Origin of the sequence: Psychrobacillus sp. NPDC096623, from assembly GCF_044762655.1 — a bacterium.
Taxonomy (GTDB): Bacteria; Bacillota; Bacilli; order Bacillales_A; family Planococcaceae; genus Psychrobacillus.
The window spans coordinates 59,922-85,797 of sequence record NZ_JBIWER010000006.1 but is presented as its reverse complement, the minus strand read 5'-3'; the positions used below and the strand labels follow the sequence as shown (position 1 = coordinate 85,797).

The following is a 25,876-nucleotide window of genomic DNA, read 5'->3' as shown; positions in this document are numbered from 1 at the left end:
TCCTATCAGTAGAAAAAATACGAATTAGGAGAGATCAAGTAATGAATAAAAAACAAATGAACTCTAAGAAAGCAAATAAAAATTTGTCGAAAAAATTTGCACCGCTAGTAATGTCAACTTCAATGGTGGCAGCAACGTTTTTAGCAGCTGGTGCACCTATTTCTGCAGCAGAGCTTGACAAAAATGGTACAAACCCGGAAGTTATTGAGCAAGTAAAAAATCATGGTCAGGAAGTATCTGCATTAGCAAAAAGTCTACCAGGTTCTCCTGAAAAAGGTAAACTAGTTAGCCAACTAGCTCAATCTAATTCCGACAAAAATAATGATGAATCAGATAATGATGATAATATAGATGAAACAAATGGTGAAGAACCAGCTGAAGAAGCAGAAGCGCCAGAAGCACCAACAGCTGAAGAAGGTCAAGTAGAAGATGATGCAGAAGCAGTTGAAGAAGACGCAGCAGCTGAAGCACCAGAAGCGCCAGCAACTGAAGAAGGTCAAGTAGAAGATGATGCAGAAGCAGTTGAGGAAGATGCAACAGCTGAAGCACCAGAAGCACCAGCAACTGAAGAAGGTCAAGTAGAAGATGATGCAGAAGCAGTTGAGGAAGATGCAACAGCTGAAGCACCAGAAGCACCAGCAGCTGAAGAAGGTCAAGTAGAAGATGATGCAGAAGCAGTTGAAGAAGACGCAGCAGCTGAAGCACCAGAAGCACCAGCAACTGAAGAAAGTCAAGTAGAAGATGATGCAGAAGCAGTTGAGGAAGATGCAGCAGCTGAAGCACCAAAAGCACCAACAGCTGAAGAAGGTCAAGTAGAAGATGACACAGAAGCGGTTGAAGAAGACGAAGCAGCTGAAGAAGCAGAAGCACCTGCAACTGAAGAAGGTCAAGTAGAAGAAGATGCAGAAGCAGTTGAAGAAGACGCAGCAGCAGAAGCACCAGCAACACCAACAGCTGAAGAAGGTCAAGTAGAAGATGATGCGGAAGCAGTTGAAGAAGACGGAGCGGCTGAAGAAGCACCAGCAACTGAGGAAGGTCAAGTAGAAGATGATACAGAAGCAGTTGAAGAAGACGCAGCAACTGAAGACGCAGAAGCGCCAACAGCTGAAGACGACTCATGGATAAATGAAACTTATAAATTTATTGTTGATGGCTATCAAAGTGTGATTGGATACTATCAAACCCTTATTGAGCAAAAATTGGCTCAAACAAGTCAAGAATCTGAAAACGTGGAAGCAATTGATGTAGTATCCGATCTACCTGCTGATGTAGAAACACCAGCGCAGGACACTGTAGAATCAGTGGAAGATACAGTAACAGACCTTGAGGAACCAGTGCAAGACACTGTAGAATCAGTGGAAGATACAGTAACAGACCTTGAGGAACCAGTGCAAGACACTGTAGAATCAGTGGAAGATACAGTAACAGACCTTGAGGAACCAGTGCAAGACACTTTAGAATCAGTGGAAGATACAGTAACAGACCTTGAGGAACCAGCGCAAGACACTGTAGAATCAGTGGAAGATACAGTAACAGACCTTGAGGAACCAGTGCAAGACACTGTAGAATCAGTGGAAAATACAGTAACAGACCTTGAAGATCCAGCGCAAGACACTGTAGAATCAGTGGAAGATACAGTAACAGACCTTGAGGAACCAGCGCAAGACACTGTAGAATCAGTGGAAGATACAGTAACAGACCTTGAGGAATCAGCGCAAGAAACTGTAGAATCAGTGGAAGATACAGTAACAGAACCAGTACAATCAGAAAATGAAGAAGTAAGTTTGTCTCCTGAAACAGAACAAACGGAATCCGACAAAATCTCTTTAAAGGATAAACTGGTGGGATACTATCAAGACCTGGTAGCTTCATTCTCTAGCTTTATGAGCTTTCTAAAATAGGAACTCACTATCCAAACCAATATGTAATGGCTTTGAACTGAATTAAAAAGAGGTAGGGGAATGAATAATATTCATTTCCCTTCTTTTTGGGTTCTATATTCCCTTCTGTCTATTTAAGTCAATAAACAATTACATTAGTGAAGCTCAGCTGGAGTAGTATATGGTAATAATGTTAGGAATACTATTTTATAAGAGGTTCTCTCTAAAGGCTTTTGAATGAGGTGGAATGATATATTTTTTAAAAATGATTTCCGATGATATTCGAGTTGCTCAAGTAGAATTTCGTAAAAATTCTAAAGCGAAGAGGCTTACTTTAGGATCTTTACTTGCCTGTATCGCTGCCGTATTTCAGGCAGCTGGTGGACTTTTACCAGGGATCGGATATTTTGTAAGTCCATTTGCCACTTTACCGATTTTGATTGGTGCTATGTTTTCCCTTCAGATGGGAATGATGTCTTATTTTCTTACAACCCTGTTACTATTCATTTTGTATCCAAGTGAACTAGTCATATTTTCATTTACAACAGGGTTCTTAGGGATTGGTATAGGAGCAGCTTTTTCCTTTTTCAAGAAGAGATTTAGCATTATTTTTATTGGTGCCATTCTCTTAACGATAGGTATTATGAGTCTACTATATGTTTTCCACTTTCCAGTACTGGGTCCAACCGTATCCGATTCCCTTTCATTCCTTACAGTAGGAGGTATTTTTATATTTTCTTTCCTTTATAACTGGCTATGGGTTGAGGTGGCTTTATTCTTCTTTCAAAAATTGAAGACCTTTATAACTTAGTAACTCTCCAATATGAGTATTTGAATTGATTTTTGTACGTGGCGGCTTGAATATTGCGAAGGCGGTAATAAAAATCTTATTCTGTTTTCCGGTCATGAAATCAAGGTGTTTGACTTTTAAATGTCAAAAAAACAAACAAACAAGGGAGCCTAATTACTCCCTTGTTTGTTTCTGTTCGTTTCATTTAATCTATAGAATTATATAGTTATAAATCATGGAACAATTTCAAAAACTGTACCCTGGTTAAAGTCGGTCACTTTCGTTGAGCCATAGACCCCTAAGTAAAGTCTGGTTTGATCCATATTCGTTCCTAAACTTACATAATAAGCTGATCCGGATCCAAAATTATAATCGGTTTCAATAACACTAAAATCATTTGGTTTGCCATCTGATCTTACCCTAGTATAAGCTAAAACACCTCTTCCAGGAGGTGGAGATTCTTCGTCCTTGTCAAGATCAGTAAACACAACGCATCCTGTTAAATCGGGAATTCCATTCCCCATATATGCTTGCACTCCTGTAAGTGCAGTTCCCTCAAACTTATCGGGTCGTGGATCTTTATGAAAATAACTAGTTAAAGGCTGAAGACGCTTCATTGAATTTTGTACTGCTTCATTGTAATAAGCGATTGTCTTCTCATCCAAAGTCGGATCAGCAGAGCAAGCCCTAATAATAGAAGTAGGAAAAGCACCTTCCCACCCTCGCCAGCCAAAGTTAATAAAACCGTCTTGGTCAGGTTCAGATGTCATTAAAGAATTTTGGGTAAGCTGAGTAACAGGTATTGTTTTATATTGAGCGAATGAAAATATCGACTCTACCAAATCTTGTCCGACATTTCCCACATATTTAACATACTGATTATAAAATCTTTGAAATGAAATGCCCGGTATATTTCTAACTCCTTTAGCCATTACCGAAAGTGTTTCCTGAATTGGCAATGGAAGCTCATCGAATCGTGTAACTACGGGTGGATTATATACAAATGTATAGTTAACTACATCGATTTCAATTATTTTTCCAGCTATCTCCATATCGTTTTGACTTAAGTTAAATGGATCATAGCCAGATCCACCATCTCCTGTAGTTAAAATAAGTTTTCTTGTTTCAGGTGAGAAGTTTAAGCTATTGACACCATTGTGGTTTAAAAATGGTCTTCTTAAGTTAAGTAATGTCCGTCGTTTTTGAGGTTGACCATTGGGTTGTAAAATCCATTCTTCAACTGTATCAATATGGTCATATTGAGTTTCTCTGTTCAACCACTTTAGGTTTAAGGTTCTAGGATCACATGGGTTAGGCTCAAAAGTTTCAGGAAGTGCACCTGGACCTTGTGATTCGGCTACTGAATAATGAAGGTAAAACAGACCGTTAAAATAAAAATCGGGATGAAACGCTAGACCTAACAATCCACGTTCATCATATCCACCACTAGATCCACCTAGTTTAATAATTCGTGAGCGAATATCTAAAAAGGTTCTTATAGCACCATCTCTTATGTAAAAGATCTCGCCTACCTGGGTTGCAACAAATAATCTTTCCATCGAGTCACCTGGAAGTATAGTTGTTTTCAAAACAGTAGGTAAATTTACCTTATTTAAAATAGGACGTAAACTAACCTTAACTTTTTCCAACTAACTTTACACTCCTCTTCCTTTTATCCTTTTAAGAATATGATTAGAACTGTTCTAATAGTACCTAATTAGAATCCAAGGAGGTTATGGAGCAAAGATAAGTCCAGTCGTACCTAGCTTTACTATGTTCCTAGCATCATGAACTGTTCCAGTTGGTTTTTTTTCACGGTATACTAAATGAAATATCAGTACATCTCATTAAATTTGCTCAATTTTTACTGTTATGAAAGCTGAAAAAAGTATCTTTTGGTTAATATCATAAAGGAAAGAGTAAATGGCTAATTTTGAATCAAACTGTAATTAAAACTATTTCTAGAATATATTTTCCGCAAGAAATGGGATGGAGACACTACATTTTCCGTATATATTACAAAACAAGGAGTAATAAAACATGATAGTCACTGATTACAATAAGTTAGTTCAAATCAGACAGGCGCTCAATTCAAAGTTTTTGGAACGAGAGAAAGAGGTTGAGGGAATTCTAGTTGCATTACTTTCAAGACAATCTATGCTCATGATCGGTCCTGCAGGAACTGCTAAATCGGCATTGTCTAGTGAATTATCCACAATTATAGAGGGGTGCACATATTTTCAATGGTTGCTGACAAAGTTCAGTACACCCGAGGAAGTATTTGGTCCATTATCGTTAAAAGGTTTGGAGCAGGGTGTATACCAAAGGATTACTACAAATAAGATGCCAGAAGCAAATTTAGTTTTCTTGGATGAAATCTTTAAAGCAAATTCTGCTATTTTGAATAGCATGCTGACACTTATTAACGAAAGACTATTCTATAATTACGGGACACCAGTTCAAGTTCCCTTGATGTCTGTAATAAGTGCTTCGAATGAATACCCAGACGAAGAAGAAGGGCTTGATGCATTATTTGACCGTTTCCTTTTGCGATATGAGATTAACCCTATTGCAGATGAAACGAATTTTGTCTCGATGTTAAAAGCTGCTGGACAAACTATGCAAATGCCTTTCATGACATTGGAAGAATTAGTGCATCTCCAGTTTTTGACCGATAACGTAATCATTCCGGATGAGGTATATAAAGCCCTATCGAAGATTCGTGTGGGTTTGAGGGATGAAGGAATTCGTCCATCAGATAGGAGGTTCAAGCAGTCATTGAGCGTTCTGCAAGCTAAAGCAGTGATTAGTCAAAGGCAAGTCGTCCAGATGGATGATATGATGATTCTTGAAAATGTCCTTTGGGAAAAGGTAGACCAAAAAGATATCGTATCCTACATTATTCGGAACCATGCACATGACGTCATTACGCAAACCCTATATTCCCTAAAAAATGAAGCAAATGAAATTTTCTATTCCACTCTCCACGATCAGTCACCAGAGGCTGGAATGGAAGCAACTCAAAAAATGAAGGCCCTAATGGCTGAGTTAAATAAGCTTAAAATTCACAATCAAAGTCGGCAGGCTGATATCGATGTTTTACTAAATAAAGTAACCTCGATGCAACAGGAGATTTTAGATAGGATTTTAGAACCTTGTCATTTGGATAACCTAAATGAACAAAGTTGGTCTTCGAGTATCTTTTTTAAAATGTGAAAAGAGGTGTCCTCTGTGAAGTATCCTAAAAGTTACATCGACAACCTTTCCGTATTGAACACGGACTCATTCGATAAAAGACGTTTCAAAGAAGTTTTTGAGATGTCACTCGGTCTTCAAAAAATCAGAGCTGAAGGTGAGTTACCAATGTTCGAACCATTACTAGCTGACATTTGGGCTTCCTTATATAAGATGAAACCTGAAATTACGGAAAGAGATGTAGATAACATTCTGATGGTCAATAAATCACTCATGGAAAGAATTATGAAGGATAAATACTTCGGTGAATACCGGAACTTCACCAGATTAGATGATTTTTCGTCAGCTATTGCTACTGTGAAATTCGGAGATAGGGTGAATCAGTGGCTAGCTGACCAAAAAAAGGAAGATGAAAAATTTCAGAAACAGATGCAAGAACTTCACACGTTCAAAAGGAAATCTCAAATGCAAGAACGGGAAGTAAATACAGAAAATGGAATTCTGGAGTCAGAGGAAATTTTTACAGAAGCGATAACTAAGTTTAACGAGAAATTGCAATGGATGCTTCAAAATAACAGTGACAGCTTTTCCGAATTATTAACTCATGCCATGGAAGAAACAGAACAAGTAAAAGATAGTCTAAAGTCATTGCTTGGAGGCTACAGTGCGGGGAGTGGGGATGCAGAACTGAAAAAGATTCCTTTGCGTGATCAAATTTTATTAGCTGAAAAAATTGCAGCTAATAATAAGATGAAAGAAATTGCGGATTGGGCTGGAAGATTGAAACAGATAGCAGGAAATAAGCAAAAGCGTAAGAAAAGTGATTCAATAGAAAGAAGTGGGATTACGTTAGGCAACGATGTAGAGAGATTACTGCCAATAGAATTAAGCCTATATACACACCTAATAACAAAGAACGACTTTCTTCGGCGCCTTGTAGAAGGGCAGACGATGCAATATGAGCAAAAAGGTCGAAAGATATTAGGGAAGGGACCAATCATACTTTGTCTGGATCAATCGGGAAGTATGCAAATACTAGAGACCCAATCCAAAGGTTTTTCGCTAGCTCTTATGTCCATTGCAAGAAAACAAGGAAGGGATTTTTGTTTAATTTTGTTCTCTTCCTCGACGCAAATTTTAACATTTGAAAAAGGAAAAATAAAAACTTCAGATATAATCCATTTAGCCCAAACTTTCTTAGGTGGAGGTACGAATTTTTCACTTCCTCTTGAAGGAGCAGTAAATGTAATAAACGAAAGCCGTTTTAAACAAGCGGATATTGTGTTTGTAACAGATGGAGAAGATAGATTATCGGCGTCATTTCTTGAAGAGTTTAATAGAAAGAAAAAGGAAAAGAGTTTTAAGGTGCTATCCCTTGTAATAGGAAGAAACAGCATAGATGCGGTTGAACAGTTTGCCGATAAAGTTATTAGGATTAAAGATCTTGATGATGAGGGTAGTTTTACTGCCTTTGAAATATAAATGAAACATTTAATGATCTCTCATAAGTGTTCTTTGTGCCGCCATTACTATTTTTAAAGTACCTCATATTGTTTATCGTAGCGAAATTAGAGCTTGTACTTACATTAGCGAATGGATGATATATCAAACTAATCACTCCACATATATGAATGTTTTCTAATTTGGCCCTTCTGTTCATTTACTTTAAGGAGACAGAAGAGCCTCAAAAATTTTAACTTCTTTCCTTTATTTCCTTCCATCTATTGATTGAAATAGCTTTTTATTTATTTGTTCTCCACTGTTACCATTCCACAGCTGAACCGGAAATTCGTTTGACCCCCCGAATTGCAGCTATTTCCTCTATAAGTTTATGCATAGCAAGGTTCTTTTGTTTTGCTTCTATCATTATGTCAAAGTCTTGATCAAGCTCCTTTGCCATCTTTAAGAAGGGGAGGACAAAGTCTAAAGAAACAAAGTCAGCGTGTGAACGATACGCTTGCTCAGATTTTGGGGAAGAGATGTGGACTTTCGGTACATTATAAACGTTATTCCAAGTGTTATATATACGGTGTAGATAAGGATGGAGATCACTCTCCCCAGTATTTGCCATATAGTGATGATAATCGAGGACCATTGGAATGTTTTCCTTTTCACAAATAATAAGCGTTTCCTTAACATCATACGTTTTATCATCATTTTCTAGCGTCATATGCTTCTTAATTTCCTTTGGTAATTTTTTCAGATTGTGATGGAAACGGTTTATGGAATTACTTTTATCCCCATAGGCTCCGCCAATATGAATATTAATTAATCCCGAATCGAGAGCATTCATTGCTTGGAGCATTCTAAAATGATATTCCATATCTTTTACTGCATTTATTGTTACTTCTTCTCTAGGGCTTGTGAAAAGTGTAAATTGATTTGGGTGAAAGCTTACTCTAAGCTTAAAATGTCGGATAATATTCCCTAATTCTTCCCATTCGTTTTTGAATGGAGTTAAGAAATCCCATAACACTTCCGGATGGGTTGCTAAAGGGACAAGTGAGCTTGAGAACCGGTATAATTTTATCTCATGCGCTATATTGTAATACAAAATTCTTTTTGTGTGCTGTAAATTTTGAGCTGTTATAGATTTCAACTTTTCTATTCTCTCGTTTTTAGGAAGTTTTGAGTACCGTGTAAAAGTAATAGTTTTTGATGGACTTGCATCCCATAAGCCTAGTGCAGTTGCTACATAGCCGAACCGAATCTTCATCTACTTTTCCCCTTTATATAATACTTTGACTTTGAAATCTATTCTTATAGATTGATTATAAGAGCATTTTAAACATGAGGGCAGAAGCCGTACATTCTATCTTATTTTCTGCAAAATCCATTAATGTATACACATAATAAGAAAATGAATTACTTGTATAGATTTAGACGGTAGATTTAAACGTATATTAATGAAGTTCTTTTTTTCTTTGTGATGTATAACTCTTTTATTACATCTTCATCCACATGGAGCTAAAAAAGTATTGCAAATATTGTTAAATGATAGATAATTAATAAAACAATACTTAAGAAACTGCATTCATTTAGCTAAAAGAATTTTTCACTAAATTGCTACATACAATAGGAATACTATGAAAGTTTTAAAAAAATGTTGAGGTGATAGTTTTGCTCAAGCAAGAACTAACCAACCGGATGAAGCAATTGCAAAAGAGGTTAATAACAAACAATTACGATGCTTATATTATTACTGCCGAAGAAGACATTTGGTATTACACAAACATTACTTACAAACCAGAGGAACGCCCCTTTTTCATCATCGTTGCCCCCGAACAAACACCTACATTACTTGTACCAAAGCTTGAAGAATCCCACGTACATAAAAGTATTATCAATTATGATATTGTTTCTTATTGGGAGTTTCCATCTTCAGAGGGCAGCAATTGGTATGATCAACTAAACCAGTTGATCCAAGGTTATTCACGAGTAGGGATCGAGAGTAATGTACGTGCAGACGTATATCATCTCATGCAAGCAAAGGAACTAGTTTTAGCGCAATTAGTCGAAGCACAACGGAAAGTGAAAAGCGTCTATGAACTTGAAAAAATTTGCATGAGTGCAAAAGTGTGCGATGAAGCAATGGAGGATATTTTTAATACGATTTATCGCGGTGCTAGTGTGTTAGAACCATTTACCTTGTCAAAAAAAGTACAAACCAACCTTATAAAAACAAAGCAATTTGACCCAATCACAACTTCATTGCTCACAGCAGTTTGGAATGCACCGACAAGTGCGATGCCACATAGTATTCCTGAGTTAGGAGACCGATTTGGGGATGGACCGAACGTCGCGATGGCCTATTATCGAATTAACGGATATTCAGCAGAGTGTGAACGGACTTTTTTTCTTGGACAACCTACCAATGACGATGTAGAAATGTTCCAACATATGCAAAACGCTCGAAATCGGGCGTTGAGTATGGTGCGACCGGGTGTAAGGGCAGCAGATATTGATGCTGAGGCACGAGCTTATTTTGATCAACACGGGCTACTTAATCGTTTATTACATCGTACCGGGCATGGAGTCGGCTTGCGAAATCACGAAGGTCCGTATATTGCGGAAGGTAGCAAAGAAATATTAGAGGAAAATATGGTGATTACGATTGAGCCAGGGATTTACATTGAGGGGGTAGGGGGATATCGACACTCCGATACCATCCGTGTAACTAGGGATGGCTATGAAGAACTTACAACATTCCCTACTGATTTGGTAGATATGACGATCACCAAATCGAACGGATTGTCAAAACTAAAAGGGAAGTTTATACAGAAGTATTTGAAGCTTTGATGTTAAGTTTGGCATGAGGTTTGTTGAAAAATATATATCACGTTAGCGTTTCAAATTGTGGTGATGTTTACCACACCAAACTGATAAGAGGTGACCCTGATGGGTCACCTCTTATTTACGGTTTTAATCATTCACTATTTATCAATACATTAGTAGTTCAAGTCAGCTTAATCCTTGTATGTATGATAGATGTGTTGCTTATTGTATTATGGATAATGGAACGGCTGTCCCAGTAAATATTTATAATATAAGAATAAAGGAGAATTACATGGCCTGGAGCAAATTGAAGCAAAATTTGGAGAGTTTTCTCTGTCCCGCATTAGATGGAAGTGTTGAATACCGTGCTACAAGCTACCGTTATTTACCTGGTAAAGCTGGAACTTGTTATATTGCAGTAGATAAAAAGAATGTACTCAATATGAGTGATACTACTACTTTAATCAAATGGTATGAGTCGGAACAGGAAATTAAGAATGACTCAAGTATTCAAATTCCTATTAACGATGAAGAAATTGAAGCGGTAAGAAAAGAAAATAAGGGGATAGTTCCTGAGGATCGTCTTCAAGTGATTGCAAGGGGTAGAAAATTATCACAATATGCAAAAGAGATTATGTCAGCACAGTCATCATTAAGTAAATCAAATTTTATCGCTGTAGCTAATAATTTTTTATCCACTCCTATAGAGGAAAGTCTAGAGAGCAACGATATTCTATTGAATATTCTAGCTTTGGTGGACAGACGGGTTGGAAAGAAACGAATTTTAAACATGAGCGTGAAGATGAAGTTAAAGCATCCAATTGTGCAGTATTTTTATGAACTACGGCTAAGTACGTTATGATAATTAATAACTCATCAACTGAATATCACTTATTGCAAAAAAATCTACTCCCTACTTGATAGACTGTGACATAGGGTAAAAGACCAGATACTACCTTTAATCCATAAGTAACCTCCCAAAATAATTTAATACATTCTCTTTATAGCGAGTAATTCTTAAAAGCTTATAGGTATATATCTTAAGAGTTCGTGAAGAATAAAAGTTAATTGTTCAAAACTTATGAGCATTAAATTTGTTTTATCCAAAAAAGGGAGTATATTAAAACTATAGATATCTCAATTTCGAGATAATTATAAAACATATAAGGGAGAGGATTAGATTATGAAACTTCAAAATAAAATCGCTATTATTACTGGTGCAGCTCAAGGTATGGGTGCTATGCACGCACGTAAATTTGTAGAAGAAGGCGCAAAAGTTACCATTTCTGATATTAACCTAGAAGCAGCTCAAGCATTAGCAGATGAAATTGGTGAAGGTGCAATTGCTTTAAAATTAGATGTAACAAAAGCAGATAACTGGGCTGAAGTTGTCGCTAAAACGGAAGAAGCTTTTGGGGCTCCTGTTAACGTATTAGTAAATAATGCAGGTGTTGGTATATTCAAACCGTTAGAAGAATTAACAGAAGCAGATTTCCGTTTAACTTTTGAAGTAGACGAGCTGGGTGTATTCTTAGGGATGAAAACCGTTGTTCCTTCGATGAAAAAAGCTGGCGTTGGTTCTATCGTCAACATTTCTTCAGTCGACGGTTTAGTTAGTGCACCAACTGCGATCGCATACAGTGCTTCTAAACATGCTGTTACTGGAATGACTAAAGGTGCTGCAGCAGAGCTTGGACAATTCAATATCCGTGTAAACTCTGTTCACCCAGGTATTATTAAAACTCCAATGGCTGCCCAACCGGACGTAGAAGAATATCTGAAACAACTGGAGCAAGATATTCCACTTCGCCGTCGTGCAGAAGTAGAAGAAGTTTCAAACCTAGTAGTTTATTTAGCTTCTGAGGATTCAAGCTATTCAACAGGATCTCAATTCGTTGTTGATGGTGGTATGATTTCAGACCTATAAAAAATAACAGACGACCTCTCTTCAAGGAAGAACTTGAAGAGAGGTCGTCTTTTTTGTTTGCTAATGGAATGATAAGCCTCATGATCGGAGGATAGTTGTCTATTTAAACAGTTGCAGAAGCTTCAACCGTTGAGTGTACACTGTTTAAAATTTCTTCCATTATTGATTCAAATGAAGTATTCAAAGCGTTTGCCAGTTCTCTATACAGAATGTTTTGAACAGATATCAATAGCTTCAAATCTTGGTCAAGTAATTTCTTATTATCTAGTTCTAATTCAAATTTTTTTCGTAATAATGTATTCACGACTTTCGAAAGCTCTTTTCTATTGCCGCTATTTATAATATCAGAGTAGATTTTTGTGCGTTCTTTGTTATTTACAATCCACTCAATACCTGGAGAATGGAAGGAATTTAATAGTATTTTCGCCTCGTTTCGATCTAGAAGCTCAAGCATGTTTACTGCCTTATTATCTATGGGAGTACTAATCGACAATTTCAAGTTATCTAATGGATGTAAAACATAATATTTCTTAGTAATTCCGTTATACGTTTTTTCACAAATATCATCTATTTGGCAAATACCGTGTGTAGAATAAATAATCATTTCTCCAACTTTAAACATATTACATACTCCTCTAAAGAATATTGTCAACTTAGTTAACTAAATTAATTGTAAGCTTAATTTTCGAATTAGTCAACTTAGTTGACGATGAGTGATAGTGATTGTATATTTAGTAACAGAGAAAAAGTGAACGGGGGAAAATGCTTGAGTTACGAATACGTTGTAAATAATTTAGACTTAATCGATTTAATTAGTGAAAGGCATATTATGATTCGAAAAATAACAGAAGAATTATGGAATAGTAGCAATGATATCTATTTATCCAATTCAGAATGGTTTATTATCGCGAGAATATATAAAAAGAATCCAACCATTTCCTATATTAATAAACAAGTAAATATTTCACGCCAGGCAACACATAAATTTATAAAAAGCTTAGAAGCAAAAGGATTAGTAGAAATTAGCTCAGTAAAGAACAATAAAAAAGAAAAATGCATCCAGTTAACTGCATTGGGCAACGAATGCTATGAAAAATATGAAACTCTCAAGGCTGGTTTAGAGAAGAAGATTGCTGAGCAAATAGGTAGGGAAAAGCTCGAAACATTTAAAGAAATTTTAAAATTAGATTGGGGTATTTCGTCCGTCTAAATAACTATTCTCTTATATAGGTACATTCTAGTAATTATCTGAAAATTTACATATTATTTAAGGATTGGGGTAAATATTAGTAGGTTTTGAATTTCTGATGTTTAGAAAGGAGAATATACATGCAAATCAAAGGAGATGTATTACGTTCAGCACGAAAAGCGCAGAACATGTCGCAGGAGGAATTAGCCCTAGAGCTTAAGGTTACTGTCAGTACTATTTCGAATTGGGAACGCAAAGAATATATCCCGGATGAACGATACAATCAACCTATTGCACGAGCCTTAGATGTTAGTGTTCACAAACTTACTGGAGTTCCACCTAATGTGTCATCGGTGGATGTGAAGCAAATAGACACCTATGAGGAAGAAAATATTTTGCTTCAACGCTTGATGAAATCCTTTGAACAGTTTGTACAAGAGAAAGAGAAAAATATCGGTAGTGACAGCCAAGAATCATGGGAAGAGGATTGGAAAAATAGTTAACTAGATTTTATAAGAAGCCTGTGGCATTCATTTGATGCTTAAGGTTTCTTTTTTTTGAAAACAAATAGAAAAGTTAAAAAAGTATAGGTAATGATAAAAGAATACAGATGATAGCGCTTTCACAAACGTGTTATGAATTTATAATTAAGGAGTAATGAATTTTCTAAAAAGGGAGAGGGATAGCAGAATGAAGAAGTTCAAGGGGTTAACTTTTTTAGTTATTTTGATGGTTTTCGCATTGGTTGCTGTAGGATGTAACAATAGCGGAGACAATTCGGTAGATGTAGGTATCGTATTACCTACAAAGGATGAGCCACGTTGGGTTCAAGATGAGCAACGTTTTAAAGATGCTTTAGCGGATTCGGATTATTCTACGGAAATTCTGTTCAGCCAAGGATCTTCAGCAAAGGAAAAAGAAAATGTAGAAGCATTATTAAATAAAGGGATAAAAGTATTAATCATCACTCCTCACGATGGAGCGGCTGCTGCCTCAGCGGTGGAAGCAGCGAAAAAAGAAGGAGTAACAGTTATCGCATATGACCGTTTAATCACGGATACGGATGCAGTAGATTACTATGTAACTTTTGATAGCTTAGCAGTTGGTGCTGCACAAGCACAGTATTTAGTAGACAATGCTTCTGGCTCGGATGTTCCACTTTACTTGTATGCAGGTGCAGCGTCTGATAACAACGCGTTCCTATTCTTTGAGGGTGCATGGCAGGTGCTTCAACCGAAAATAGCGGATGGAACCTTTAAAATTGCTAACTCAAGTGAGGCAGAGGCGTTAAAGGATTCAGCAGATCTTTCACGTGATCAACTTGGTAAAATTATTGGCCAGATCACAACAAACTGGGATGCAAATGATGCAAAAAACAAAGCTCAAACTCATTTAACTGCTGCTAGTGACGACCTAAAAGGAGACGTTTCCATTCTAGCTCCAAATGATGGAACTGCTCGTTCAATCGCAGATGTATTTGCATCGGATAGCGCAATTACGAATTACTACGTAACTGGCCAGGATGCAGAAAAAGCATCGATTCAATACATTATTGATGAACAACAATCGATGACTGTTTTCAAAGATGTTCGTACATTAGTAAAAGATGCTATGGGTATGGCAGTAGAAGTGTTAGATGGTAAAACGCCAGAAACAACTGGCTCTTATGATAATGGATCGGTTGAAGTAAAAGCGAAACAAACGGATGTTATCGTAGTGGACAAAGAGAATGTAAAAGCAGAGCTTATCGATTCTAAGTATTACGAAGCAAGCGAATTCACAGGTTTAGAGTAAGGTTATTGCATATTTATCGTGTTTAAAATATAGCCACAATTCTAATCAAAGAATAGTTACTACTCACTTTATTGATTGAAGTGGAAGGTGGCGACTCCAGCGGATGCCAACAGGATGTTGGTCACAAAGGCGTTGCCACATGAAGTGGTGCACTTAGCCTTTGTTCCTTTGTATACGACTCTTTTGGGGTTTCAACTTTCGCACTTTTTAAGGAGGCTCGGCCTCGCCCGCTGCAAAGCGTCCACCTGAACCGAAAATCAACAGTATTATTTTAAAGTACTTATTAAAAGGAAGATAGTGATAGATTCATCTATCACTATTTCTCCATTTTTATTTGTTTAAGTAGGAGGGAGGCAATCATATGAGTGAGTATATTTTAGAGATGAATAATATTTCTAAAGAATTCCCAGGGGTCAAGGCTCTCTCAAACGTGAATTTCAAAGTGAAAAAAGGAGAGATTCATTGTTTAGTTGGGGAAAATGGTGCTGGAAAATCGACTCTGATGAAAGTATTAAGTGGGGTTTATCCATTTGGCACATACGATGGAGATATCGTATTTGAAGGGAATGTTCAACAGTTCAACGAAATTACGGAAAGTGTTAAAGTGGGCATCGGTATTATTTATCAAGAACTAGCTCTTTTTCCAGATTTGACGGTGTATGAAAATATATTTGCAGGAAATGAACTGAAAAAAGGTCCTTTCGTCGATTGGAATAATACGATTGTTCAAGCAACGGAGTTATTGAAAAAAGTGAACTTAAAAGTGACTCCAGAAACATTAATCAAGGAATTAGGTGTAGGGAAACAACAGCTAGTCGAAATTGCCAAAGCTTTAAGTAAGGATGTTAATTTGCTTATATTAGACGAACCTACAGCAGCACTCAATGAAGATGATAGTGAGAATTTATTGGTACTTCTAAAAGAGTTGAAAAACCAAGGTATTAGCTGCATTATGATTTCGCATAAGCTGAAGGAGGTTATTTCAATTGCAGATAAAGTAACCGTCTTGCGAGATGGTCAGACAATTTGTACGTTAGATGCAAGTGAAGTAACCGAAAACGTCATTATTAAAAATATGGTAGGTCGTGACATTGAAGATATTTATCCAAAACGCCCCAACAAGAAAATTGGTGAAACAATTCTTGCATTATCTGATTGGACGGCTTATGATCCACAGCTTGGTCGAAACGTTGTGAAAAACGTTCAGCTTGAGGTAAAAAAAGGCGAGATTATTGGGATTGCAGGACTTATGGGATCGGGTCGTACAGAGCTTGCACTTAGTATATTTGGAAATCCTAAAAACTATAAGCTTCAGGGCAGCATGCAGATGTTTGGAGAAAAGAAGGTATTAAAGCATACAGGTGAAGCCATTAAAGCCGGTATTGCTTATGTGACGGAGGATCGTAAAGGAGATGGCTTGTTCTTATTACAGGATATTAAGAGCAATGTATCTGCAGCACATCTCAAAGGAATATCCACAAAAGGAATTCTAAATTTAAACGAAGAAGTGAAAATAGGAACTGAATATAAAGAATCACTCTATATAAAAGCAAGCTCACTTGAACAAATAGTTGGCAAACTCAGCGGTGGAAACCAGCAAAAAGTATCACTTGGCAAATGGTTGTTTACTGGACCTAAGATCTTGATATTGGATGAACCAACAAGAGGAATTGACGTAGGAGCAAAGTTTGAGATTTATTCTATTATGAATGAATTAATCAATGAAGGAATGAGTATTATTATGATTTCCTCTGAACTAGGCGAAGTGCTAGGGATGAGCGATCGAGTTTATGTCATGGCAGAGGGCTCGGTTAAAGGAGAGCTAACCATGGAAGAAGCGACACAAGAAACGATAATGGAACTTGCGACGCAATAAAAGGGGGATAATGATGAACTTTTTTGGAGAAGCAAAAGCACTCGTCAAAGCCAACATTCGAGACTATGGAATGTATATTGCGCTAATAGTGATTATGTTAACGTTTACGATTATGACGAACGGTTTATTTATGTCTTCACGAAACATTAGTAATTTATTGGATTCTGCAGGTTATATCGCTGTATTGGCAGTAGGGATGACGCTCGTGATTGTCATTCGCCATATAGATTTATCTGTTGGGTTTTTAGCAGGATTTCTTGGTGCCATTGCCGCGATATTCTTAACACAAATGGGCGTATCGGTTTGGATTACTGTTCCAGTCATTTTAATTTTTGGAGCATTAATAGGGTTAGTTAATGGTTTATTAATTGCTAAAATTGGAATACCAGCCTTTGTAGCAACTCTTGCAGGAATGCTCATTTTCCGTGGTGCATTACTTCAGGTTACAGAGAAGACAGGAACAATTATTATTAAGGATGACCAATTCAATGCGATCGGGAATGGATTTATCCCCTCTATAATGCAAATAAATGGCTTGCATCTATTAACATTATTAGTAGGCTTAGTAGGGATTCTTTTATTTATTTACAATGAAATCTCTAATCGACGCAACAAAATGACTTATGGGTTCGAGGTTATGTCTAATGGATTATTCACTGCGAAGCTAGTATTAATATCTGTAATTATTGGATATATCACATGGATTTTAGCGGGATACAACGGTTTATCATGGACAGTAATAATTATGATTATAGTAGTAGTTATCTATCATTTCCTATCGACAAAAACGGTACTTGGTCGCCACATTTACGCGGTCGGCAGTAATCCCGAAGCTGCTCATTTAAGTGGCATCAACGTACAAAAGATTACATATATCGTATTTGGATCGATGGGAATGCTCGCTGCATTATCTGGTATTCTATTTACTTCTAGGCTCCAATCCGCAACGACTACAGCAGGTACACTATTTGAGCTTGACGCAATTGCTGCTGCCTATGTAGGAGGGGTATCCTCAGCTGGTGGTGTTGGTAAAGTAACAGGTGCAATTATTGGTGCGATTGTAATGGCTTCCTTATCGAGTGGGATGAATCTGCTTGGGGTTGGTATTTCCTACCAATACATGATTCGTGGAGGCGTTTTGGCTGGAGCAGTAATTTTCGATGTAATGACACGTAAGCAACGCGCTTAATACTATAGCTTTGATATGTGGCACCCTGTTTATAGGGGTGCCATGTATTATATATGGAAACTATTTGGACTCTCGGAAGTCTGTCATATACTCTCACTTGCCGTCTACTTACTTGCGGAGCAGTTAACAATACTCGCTTACAATTGCTCTCGTGAGTGAAATACTTGCGAAACGGATAATTTTAACCGTAATTTAACCAATAGAAAGCACCAAAAGATAGCATTGTCAATTTCGATACGGGTGTTAAGATGGAAGAAACAAAGCTATGGAAAGGGGAAGGTATATGCGGAGAAAACTGGTACTACTACTAGTTGTGCTCATCATCGTTCTGAGTTATTTTACAATCGTTTCTGCAACAAAGGCATTTCGATTTACAAGTGAATTACCTGCTTCCCTTTCCGAAATGGAGGATTCTGTTCGGATCGTACTAATTACGCAAGAGTTAGATACCCCTTTTTGGAATAAAGTCGGAAAAGGTGCCATTCAGCAGGCTAAGATAGAAAATGTGGAACTTGAAGTTTGGGGAAGCTACGGAAATAACGAGGATGATTTTTTAAAGAAGATGGAAATAGCGATTCATTCCAAAGTAGATGGAATTATTGTTCAAGGCCTAGATACCGATGAATTTAAAGAACTGACAAAAATTAAAGCAGCTTTTTATGGAATACCAGTCATTACAGTCGCTAACGACGTTCCAGTAGAGGAAAGCCTGCGAAAAACATATGTCGGCTCCGATCAGTTCTTTGCTGGAAAGATGGTCGCCAATCAGCTCATAAAAGAAATGGGTGTGGCTGGGGAAGTGATCATTTTGAGGGATGAAGTGCAGGCATATTATCAAAAAGAGCGTATAGCAGGAATACAAAATGTTCTCGATAAATATCCAGAGATTAATATAATTATTAGAGGAACAGAGGGTACGAACGAGCAGGTAATTTCGACAACGCAACAACTTATGAACGAAGCTCCTAGAGCCACTGCGTTTATCGCGGTCAATGCAAATTATGCTGGACCTATGATTCAGGAGATAGGCAGACGAACACAGGTGGAGCCGTACCATATTTATACCTTTGATGATGGAGTCGAATCAACTGTCCTCTTAGAGCAAGGAAAGCTCGATGGTATATTAGAGCAGAAACCTGAAGAGATGGGTCAGGGAAGTGTGAAGTGGCTCATGGAATGGATTTCGGGAAAGACGGTTCCGCTTAATTCGGATGGTTATTTAACCGAAACGAATATGCTTACATCGAATGGTGAAGCACAATGACGACCATTCAACGCAAGATTTGGCTGCTCGTTTCTGTAGTGCTACTCATCATGGGATTTATTTGGATGATGCTGACCTATTATAATCAGCAAACCCAAGAACAAACGAATACCATTTTACAGCGGTATTTACGGATGAATGAAGTAACTATTGCGAGCCAGAAAATGATTACCGACTTAAATAATTATTTACTGGATCCGACGGAATCTCATAAAGTTCAAATTGAGAAAAGTATTCAAACGATAGAAGAAGTTCAACAGGATGTAGCAAAGCTCCGCAATGAAGAAAATGCATTTGCAGTTACGAACTATATACATTTAATCGATAGTTTAGTAGAGACAACACAACGCTCCATTCTGTTTTCCGAGGAGCAGGAGTTAGAGGGATCTACAATTGAATTCAACGAAGCGAATCGCATATCGATGTACATATCTGAAATGACATTATCCATTCTCGACCGAGAATTAAAAACGTATAATCGATTTTATCGAGAAATCATTCAACAGTCAGTGGAGTTAAAAAAGCTTGGTATATGGATACTCCTTTTAGTCACAGCTATATTGCTGTTAGCTACATATTGGTTTTCACTTAGTATTACAAGACCAGTTCATCAGCTAACGAAGGCTGCCAATGTGTTAGCACAGGGACGTTTCAATGAAAAAATTAAAGTGGAATCGAACGATGAGATTGCATTTCTAGCCCAAACGTTTGATGAAATGCGGATCAATATCAATGATTTAATATTGGAGATTCAACAAAAAGCTCAGCTTGAACATGAGCTTCAGCAAAGTAAGCTATTGTTGAAGGATAGCCAGTTAAAGAGCTTACAGAGTCAGATTAATCCCCATTTTTTATTTAATACATTGAATACTTTATCCAAGAAGGCTTATTTAGATGGTGCAGAGGAAACAAGTGATCTGTTAGTAAGTGTTGCTGGATTACTACGGTATAACTTAAAGCGAATTGATCGTTCCGTCACTTTGTATGAGGAAGTACTTGTGCTGTATCAATATATGGAAATACAAAAAGCGCGATTTGCAGATCGGTTACATTTTAAAGCAAACATAGATGAATCTTGCTTACATGTTAATATTCCGGGACTTACGCTTCAGCCGATTATCGAAAATGCTGTTATTCATGCAATTGAACCAGAAGAAAATGGAGGTACTATTTCAGTTAGAATTTATAGAGATGGTTGTTGGATTGTTGTAGAGATAGAGGATAGTGGAATAGGGATAGCACAGGAAAAAATAGAGCTTTTACTAAACGGACAGATTGATTCAAATGAAGGGCACTCCACTGGCATTGGTTTTCAAAATGTAGTAAAAAGACTTCAATTATTTTTTGGTATAAATCATTTAATATCCATCGACAGTAAAGAGGGTATTGGAACGAAGGTAATCATACAAATCCCAGAAACTAGGGAGGAGGTAAGTGATGAGACTATTGATCGTAGATGATGAACCAATAGAACGTGAAGGAATGGAGGCCATTTTGCAAAAGGCATTTCCTCATGTTTTAATTGCTCAAGCAAAAAATGGACGGATGGCAATCGACCTAGCAGATAGTTTTCAGCCAGATTTAGTTTTAATGGATATCATGATGCCCGGGATGACTGGTTTAGAGGCCATTGAAATAATTCAGGCAACTCATCCTACAATCAAATTTGTTATGGTAACAGCCTTTGACATGTTTGATTATGCAAGGCAGGCCATCAAGTTGGGTGTGAAGGATTATGTATTGAAGCCAAGTAAAGCTAGTGAAATTGCTTTAACTGTTGGTAAAGTACTAGAGGAATGCCAGAAGGAGCGAAAAGCAGCTAAATCTAGAACGCTGCAAAGCGAAAAATGGGAGCAGGCACATACTCTAGTAGAAACTGATATAGTCACGCAGCTATTATTTGACCATGTGCATGAGGTTCATATTGATATGCTCGTCGAAATGCTAGATATTCGTTCGACACTTGAAAAGTTTGTAATGGTAGTAGTTTTGCCAGAAAGTGCACTAAATTATTATTTGCCAATTAAAGAGAGGGTCAGGGCAACTGGAGATGCTTGGGTTGGTGCTTTAAACGGGAGACAGCTACCACTTATTATTTTTCGAGATTCGAAGAGGAGCTTTCGTTCCCAAGCGATAGCTTTAGCTACAGCCATTTTATCTTTAAATAAAGAGGGGCAGGAATCTAAATGGTTTGTGGGGATTGGTCAGGTGTGTCAAACACTAGATGACATACGCCAGTCTTATCAGGAAGCACTTATTGCGACGATGGATACATCTTTAGCTGTTAAATACCGATTTTATATGGATGTTCCAGCGCTTACTATAGAAACGGATAATCTGCTTATTAAGCAACAACAGAAGGATTTCTTTGAACATATTCGGCTCGGAGACTGGGTGGCAATCCGTACACGTTTGTTGGATATTATTCAGCAGTATGAAAATGTCGGAAATTCATTAATCTATACGCAGCAGCGAATACTTGAGTTACTTTGGGTAGCAAACCGTGTGATGGATGAAATGGGTATGGAAGTAAGTACTCTATTTTTCTCCTTCCAAGCAAATGATTATCGACAGCTACGAACAGAGACGCTGTTATTGCTAGACCAGATGAATTCTGTCTATAATGCCCATTACGATCAAATAGAAGCCGATAAAATACACCAAGTTCAACAGTATATTCGAGAACATTCGCATGAAGATATTTCGTTGGATACGTTGGCTCAACGTGTGAGCTTAAGTCCTATTTATATTAGTAAAATGTTTAAGGAAAAGCTTGGCGTAAACTATATAGATTATTTAACCGAATGTCGCATTGATAAAGCAAAGAAGCTATTGAATGACCCAGAGAAAAGTTTAAAGGAAATTACCTTTGAGATTGGGTACCATGAACCTAATTACTTTAGTAAGGTATTTAAGAAAATGTGTGGAGTGTCTCCGAAGGATTATCGGAAAACGTTATGGAGCAAACAAGCAAAAGTGTAGAGGAGGGGTCAGATGAAAAGGAAGCTCATAATCGTTTGGCTACTTGGAGTAATCCTTGTTCTTTTAGCTTGTACGGACACATCTACACCTGAAACTGTAAAGCCAGAGGAAAGTCCAGTTGTTGTCAAAGAGGAGGAGCCAGTGCGGATTGGATTTTCGATGGATACATTGCAGGAGGAGCGCTGGTTAAAAGACCGTGAATTATTTAAAAAAGCTGTAGAAGACCTTGGAGCAGAAGTAGAAATTGTGGCTGCAAATGGAGATGATGCATTACAGATTTCGCAAGCAGAAACGCTCATCCAAAGTGGTATCGATCTGTTGGTAATTGTTCCTCATAATGCTGCGGCTACAGCAGCCATTGTCCATAAAGCACATCTTGCAGGTATTCAAGTTGTTGCTTATGATCGACTTGTCAAAAATGCGGAGCTCGATATGTATATTTCCTTTGATAATGAGCAGGTTGGTAAACTGCAGGCAGAAGCAATTACAGCTCTTGTTCCGAAGGGGAATTATGTTTTTATAGGAGGCGCCATCACCGACAACAATGCCCATCTATTGAAGGAGGGTGTATTTAAGGTGTTGCAGCCATATATTGAGCGTGGGGATATACATGTTGTGTATGACCAGTGGACGAAAGATTGGACTCCAGCAAATGCACAGGCCAATATGGACGAGGCTATTCGTACGACAAATGGACAGATTGATGCTGTAATTGCTGCCAATGATGCTACAGCAGGTGGCGCAATTCAAGCACTTAAGAATCATGGCTTAGCTAGTCAAATACCCGTAGCAGGGCAGGATGCAGATCTTGCGGGTGTTCAAAGAATTGTAGCGGGATCACAAACAATGACGGTCTATAAGCCTATACACATGCTTACCCAAAAGGTAGCAGAAATCGCAGTAGCATTAGCAAAAGGAGAAATCGTAACAGCCAATGAGCATGTCAATAACGGTAAAAAGGAAGTGCCCTCGGTGTTGTTACCTCCAATTGCAGTAAATATAGATAATCTCGAAAGCACTGTTATGAAGGACGGGTTTCATACGGCAGAAGAAGTATATGGAAAAGGGGGTGAATAGATATTTGGATGCGAGTTCTATGCATCTAGAAGTTTCCTGGCACAATTCACAATTGACTCTCATTATGAATGATGCTATAGTGTAAATATTCTAATAAAAGGTGTGGTGAAGTATGTCTGAAGTAGGTATGAGCTAATTTTCATTAGTTTAATAAGGTGTGTAAAATCTGGTTTTAAACCAGCTTATTTCGTACGCCTTGTTCCATATTGTTTTTCAATGTGGATACCTACCTGAAGACTGCTTCCTTTTCCATAGTTCGTTTAACATGATGAATGTTAAGACGAAGAGCGTGGTGGGATTTGTCCTGCTACGCTCTTTTTCTTCGCCTCTTTTTGTGAACGATTGTATGCCATGTCTAAAATACATGGCAGATGCCCGCAGGAGCTTTCTATCCATTTTTAAAAATGGAGTGGTAGGAGACTTCTTTGCGGGCATTTTTTTATTATTCTTAATGGAGGTTAGTAAATGAATACGATGACTTATGAAAAATTACAATATGACGAACTAAAAGAGATAGTAAAATCCTACTGCGTTAGCAGCTTAGGAAAGAAATTATTGGATAATCTTTACCCAAGTCCCAACAGTAAAGTAGTGGGAAATAGACTAAACGAGACGACCGAAGCAAGAAAACTGTTAGATGCAGAAAACCATCTTCCGTTAAAGGGTATCACTAATATTGGACATTTAATGGAAAAACTTGAAAAAGGGATGATTTTGGGTCCCTCTGAGTTAGTAGCAATATCGGATTTTTTAAGAGGATGCAGGATAATTAAGAAATTCATGTTAGGGAAAGAATTTTTTGCTCCTATTCTTCATTCTTATGCTTATTCTATGATGGAGTTTACGACAATTGAAGAAACGATTAATGCTTCTATTAGAGGAAATATGGTGGATTCTGAAGCGAGCAGAGAGTTAAAACGTATACGAAATCAAATCGGTAAAACGGAAGAAAAGATTGAGGAACGGTTGAATAAATTTCTTAAAAGCAGCGCAAACAAAGAATATATACAGGAATTTTTTATTAGTAAAAAAGATGATCGATTTACTATCCCGATTAAAGCTTCTTACAAAAATCAAGTACAGGGCACTATTATTGAAGCATCCTCTAAAGGTTCTACGGTATTTATCGAACCAGCAACAATCACAAAATTTAACGGAGAGCTTGCCATTCTTAAATCGGAAGAATCAATCGAAGAGTATCAAATTTTAGCTACTATTTCTGGTATGATCCAAGAGGAAATTAGACAAATTCATATTAATATTGAATTGATTGCTCAATATGACATGATCTTTGCAAAGGCAAAATTTAGTAAAAGCATAGATGGTATTGAACCGAAGTTAAACAATTATGGGTATATCTATTTAAAAAATTGCAAGCATCCACTTTTGTCTGGCAATATCGTACCTCTAGATTTTGAAATTGGAAAGGATTATCGCAGTTTGATCATTACTGGACCAAATGCGGGCGGAAAAACAGTAGTGCTGAAGACGATTGGCATTTTAACGCTTGCTGTTATGTCCGGATTTCATATAGCTGCCGATGTTGGAACGGAAATAGCGGTGTTCGATAATCTATTTGTCGATATCGGAGACAATCAAAGCATCGAAAATTCTCTTAGTACTTTTTCATCCCATATGAAAAATATTTCGGAAATTATGGGTGCATCGACGAATAATACTTTGCTTCTCTTTGATGAAATTGGAAGTGGAACAGAACCAAATGAAGGAGCAGCTTTAGCTATTGCCATCCTGGAGGAGTTTTATCAAATGGGTTGTATTACTGTCGCAACAACCCACTATGGGGAGATAAAGCGCTACTCAGAAATTCATAGTGACTTTATGAATGCAGCGATGCAGTTTGATAGTGATGCATTAGAGCCGATGTATAAGCTTCTCATTGGAAAGTCAGGGGAAAGCAATGCATTATGGATTTCTAAAAAAATGAATATTCAAGAGAAAGTTCTGCAAAAAGCGCAAAATTATATGGAAAACAAAACATATGATTTAGAACGTGTGAAAGAAAATAAGATTAAAAAACCAACTGCTCATAGGGAATCACAAATAGAAACGTACAGCTTCGAAAGAGGAGACAGAGTAAAATTACTTGAATATGATGATTTTGGTATCGTGTATGAGAAAAAGGATCAACAGAATAATGTGTCTGTTTTCTTCAAAAATGAAGTAATAAAGCAGAATGTTAAAAGAATAGTGTTAGAGGGAAAAGCAGCCGATTTATACCCAGAAGGATATGATCTATCTACATTGTTTGTAAGCTATGAGGAAAGGAAATTCACCCATGACATGGAAAGAGGGTCCAAAAAAGCTTTAAGAAAAATAGCTAAGGAAATTAAAAAGAGAGCGGATGAATAGAAAGAGAGTAAGTGATTATGAATTACACTTACACAGTAGGCATAAAACCTTCTAGCTAGAGCAAATTA

The 25,876-nt window shown here is 37.3% G+C and carries 20 protein-coding genes; 17 read left to right on the top strand and 3 right to left on the bottom strand.

Features of this window, described 5'->3' with window-relative positions; genetic code table 11:
- The first annotated feature begins 41 nt into the window (after positions 1–41).
- Both ACIQX2_RS15555 and ACIQX2_RS15550 read left to right on the top strand, forming a co-directional pair.
- Positions 42–1,901 carry a hypothetical protein gene (locus ACIQX2_RS15555; protein ID WP_402852347.1) on the top strand — a complete coding sequence of 620 codons (1,860 nt, stop codon included), beginning with the start codon at positions 42–44 and terminating at the stop codon, positions 1,899–1,901.
- Positions 1,902–2,127: 226 nt separating this feature from the next.
- The gene (locus tag ACIQX2_RS15550) at positions 2,128–2,691 is read left to right on the top strand and encodes a hypothetical protein (protein WP_402852344.1); all 564 of its coding nucleotides are present in this window, start codon (positions 2,128–2,130) and stop codon (positions 2,689–2,691) included.
- A gap of 212 nt (positions 2,692–2,903) precedes the next feature.
- Here the strand turns inward: ACIQX2_RS15550 and ACIQX2_RS15545 are convergent, their stop codons facing one another.
- The gene (locus ACIQX2_RS15545) at positions 2,904–4,319 is read right to left on the bottom strand and encodes a PQQ-dependent sugar dehydrogenase (RefSeq protein WP_402852341.1); all 1,416 of its coding nucleotides are present in this window, start codon (positions 4,317–4,319) and stop codon (positions 2,904–2,906) included.
- 391 nt (positions 4,320–4,710) lie between these two features.
- Here ACIQX2_RS15545 and ACIQX2_RS15540 point away from each other — a divergent pair, with 391 nt between their 5' ends.
- Both ACIQX2_RS15540 and ACIQX2_RS15535 read left to right on the top strand, forming a co-directional pair.
- A complete protein-coding gene (locus tag ACIQX2_RS15540) occupies positions 4,711–5,886 on the top strand; it encodes an AAA family ATPase (RefSeq protein ID WP_402852339.1) in 1,176 nt (391 codons plus the stop codon).
- Between the two features lie 15 nt (positions 5,887–5,901).
- Positions 5,902–7,347, top strand: coding sequence for a VWA domain-containing protein (locus ACIQX2_RS15535; RefSeq protein ID WP_402852336.1), 1,446 nt, complete (start codon positions 5,902–5,904; stop codon positions 7,345–7,347).
- Positions 7,348–7,627: 280 nt separating this feature from the next.
- On the opposite strand, the gene uvsE is transcribed toward ACIQX2_RS15535, so the two are convergent.
- Positions 7,628–8,581, bottom strand: a complete 954-nt coding sequence (uvsE, locus tag ACIQX2_RS15530) for a UV DNA damage repair endonuclease UvsE (protein WP_402852333.1) — start codon at positions 8,579–8,581, stop codon at positions 7,628–7,630.
- Between the two features lie 404 nt (positions 8,582–8,985).
- On the opposite strand from uvsE, the gene ACIQX2_RS15525 reads away from it, so the two are divergent.
- The 3 genes from ACIQX2_RS15525 (at position 8,986) to ACIQX2_RS15515 (ending at position 12,067) form a co-directional block, all read left to right on the top strand.
- Positions 8,986–10,164, top strand: a complete 1,179-nt coding sequence (locus ACIQX2_RS15525; RefSeq protein WP_402852330.1) for a M24 family metallopeptidase — start codon at positions 8,986–8,988, stop codon at positions 10,162–10,164.
- Positions 10,165–10,432: 268 nt separating this feature from the next.
- Positions 10,433–11,002 carry an SF0329 family protein gene (locus ACIQX2_RS15520; RefSeq protein ID WP_402852327.1) on the top strand — a complete coding sequence of 190 codons (570 nt, stop codon included), beginning with the start codon at positions 10,433–10,435 and terminating at the stop codon, positions 11,000–11,002.
- Between the two features lie 318 nt (positions 11,003–11,320).
- Positions 11,321–12,067: an SDR family NAD(P)-dependent oxidoreductase gene (locus ACIQX2_RS15515; protein WP_402852755.1), complete on the top strand. Its 747-nt coding sequence runs from the start codon at positions 11,321–11,323 to the stop codon at positions 12,065–12,067.
- 103 nt (positions 12,068–12,170) lie between these two features.
- Here the strand turns inward: ACIQX2_RS15515 and ACIQX2_RS15510 are convergent, their stop codons facing one another.
- Positions 12,171–12,689: a CarD family transcriptional regulator gene (locus ACIQX2_RS15510; RefSeq protein ID WP_402852324.1), complete on the bottom strand. Its 519-nt coding sequence runs from the start codon at positions 12,687–12,689 to the stop codon at positions 12,171–12,173.
- A 144-nt stretch (positions 12,690–12,833) separates the two neighbouring features.
- Here ACIQX2_RS15510 and ACIQX2_RS15505 point away from each other — a divergent pair, with 144 nt between their 5' ends.
- The 10 genes from ACIQX2_RS15505 to ACIQX2_RS15460 all read left to right on the top strand — a co-directional run bounded on the left by ACIQX2_RS15505 (position 12,834) and on the right by ACIQX2_RS15460 (position 25,808).
- A complete protein-coding gene (locus tag ACIQX2_RS15505) occupies positions 12,834–13,277 on the top strand; it encodes a MarR family winged helix-turn-helix transcriptional regulator (RefSeq protein ID WP_402852321.1) in 444 nt (147 codons plus the stop codon).
- A 119-nt stretch (positions 13,278–13,396) separates the two neighbouring features.
- Entirely contained in the window at positions 13,397–13,759 is a 363-nt protein-coding gene (locus ACIQX2_RS15500; RefSeq protein WP_402852319.1) for a helix-turn-helix domain-containing protein, read from the top strand.
- Between the two features lie 187 nt (positions 13,760–13,946).
- On the top strand, positions 13,947–15,050 hold the full coding sequence (locus tag ACIQX2_RS15495) for a sugar ABC transporter substrate-binding protein (protein WP_402852316.1): 1,104 nt from the start codon (positions 13,947–13,949) through the stop codon (positions 15,048–15,050).
- Between the two features lie 361 nt (positions 15,051–15,411).
- Positions 15,412–16,926, top strand: a complete 1,515-nt coding sequence (locus tag ACIQX2_RS15490) for an ATP-binding cassette domain-containing protein (RefSeq protein WP_402852313.1) — start codon at positions 15,412–15,414, stop codon at positions 16,924–16,926.
- Positions 16,927–16,939: 13 nt separating this feature from the next.
- A complete protein-coding gene (locus ACIQX2_RS15485) occupies positions 16,940–18,115 on the top strand; it encodes a sugar ABC transporter permease (protein ID WP_402852311.1) in 1,176 nt (391 codons plus the stop codon).
- Between the two features lie 283 nt (positions 18,116–18,398).
- Positions 18,399–19,379, top strand: coding sequence for a substrate-binding domain-containing protein (locus tag ACIQX2_RS15480; protein ID WP_402852308.1), 981 nt, complete (start codon positions 18,399–18,401; stop codon positions 19,377–19,379).
- On the top strand, positions 19,376–20,839 hold the full coding sequence (locus ACIQX2_RS15475) for a sensor histidine kinase (RefSeq protein WP_402852305.1): 1,464 nt from the start codon (positions 19,376–19,378) through the stop codon (positions 20,837–20,839). Before ACIQX2_RS15480 ends, ACIQX2_RS15475 begins: the two co-directional genes overlap by 4 nt.
- Positions 20,814–22,361: a response regulator gene (locus tag ACIQX2_RS15470; protein ID WP_402852302.1), complete on the top strand. Its 1,548-nt coding sequence runs from the start codon at positions 20,814–20,816 to the stop codon at positions 22,359–22,361. The genes ACIQX2_RS15475 and ACIQX2_RS15470 overlap by 26 nt, the downstream gene beginning before the upstream one ends.
- Before the next feature lie 12 nt (positions 22,362–22,373).
- Positions 22,374–23,438, top strand: a complete 1,065-nt coding sequence (xylF, locus tag ACIQX2_RS15465) for a D-xylose ABC transporter substrate-binding protein (protein ID WP_402852300.1) — start codon at positions 22,374–22,376, stop codon at positions 23,436–23,438.
- Between the two features lie 465 nt (positions 23,439–23,903).
- Positions 23,904–25,808 carry an endonuclease MutS2 gene (locus tag ACIQX2_RS15460; RefSeq protein ID WP_402852297.1) on the top strand — a complete coding sequence of 635 codons (1,905 nt, stop codon included), beginning with the start codon at positions 23,904–23,906 and terminating at the stop codon, positions 25,806–25,808.
- Positions 25,809–25,876 lie beyond the last annotated feature (68 nt).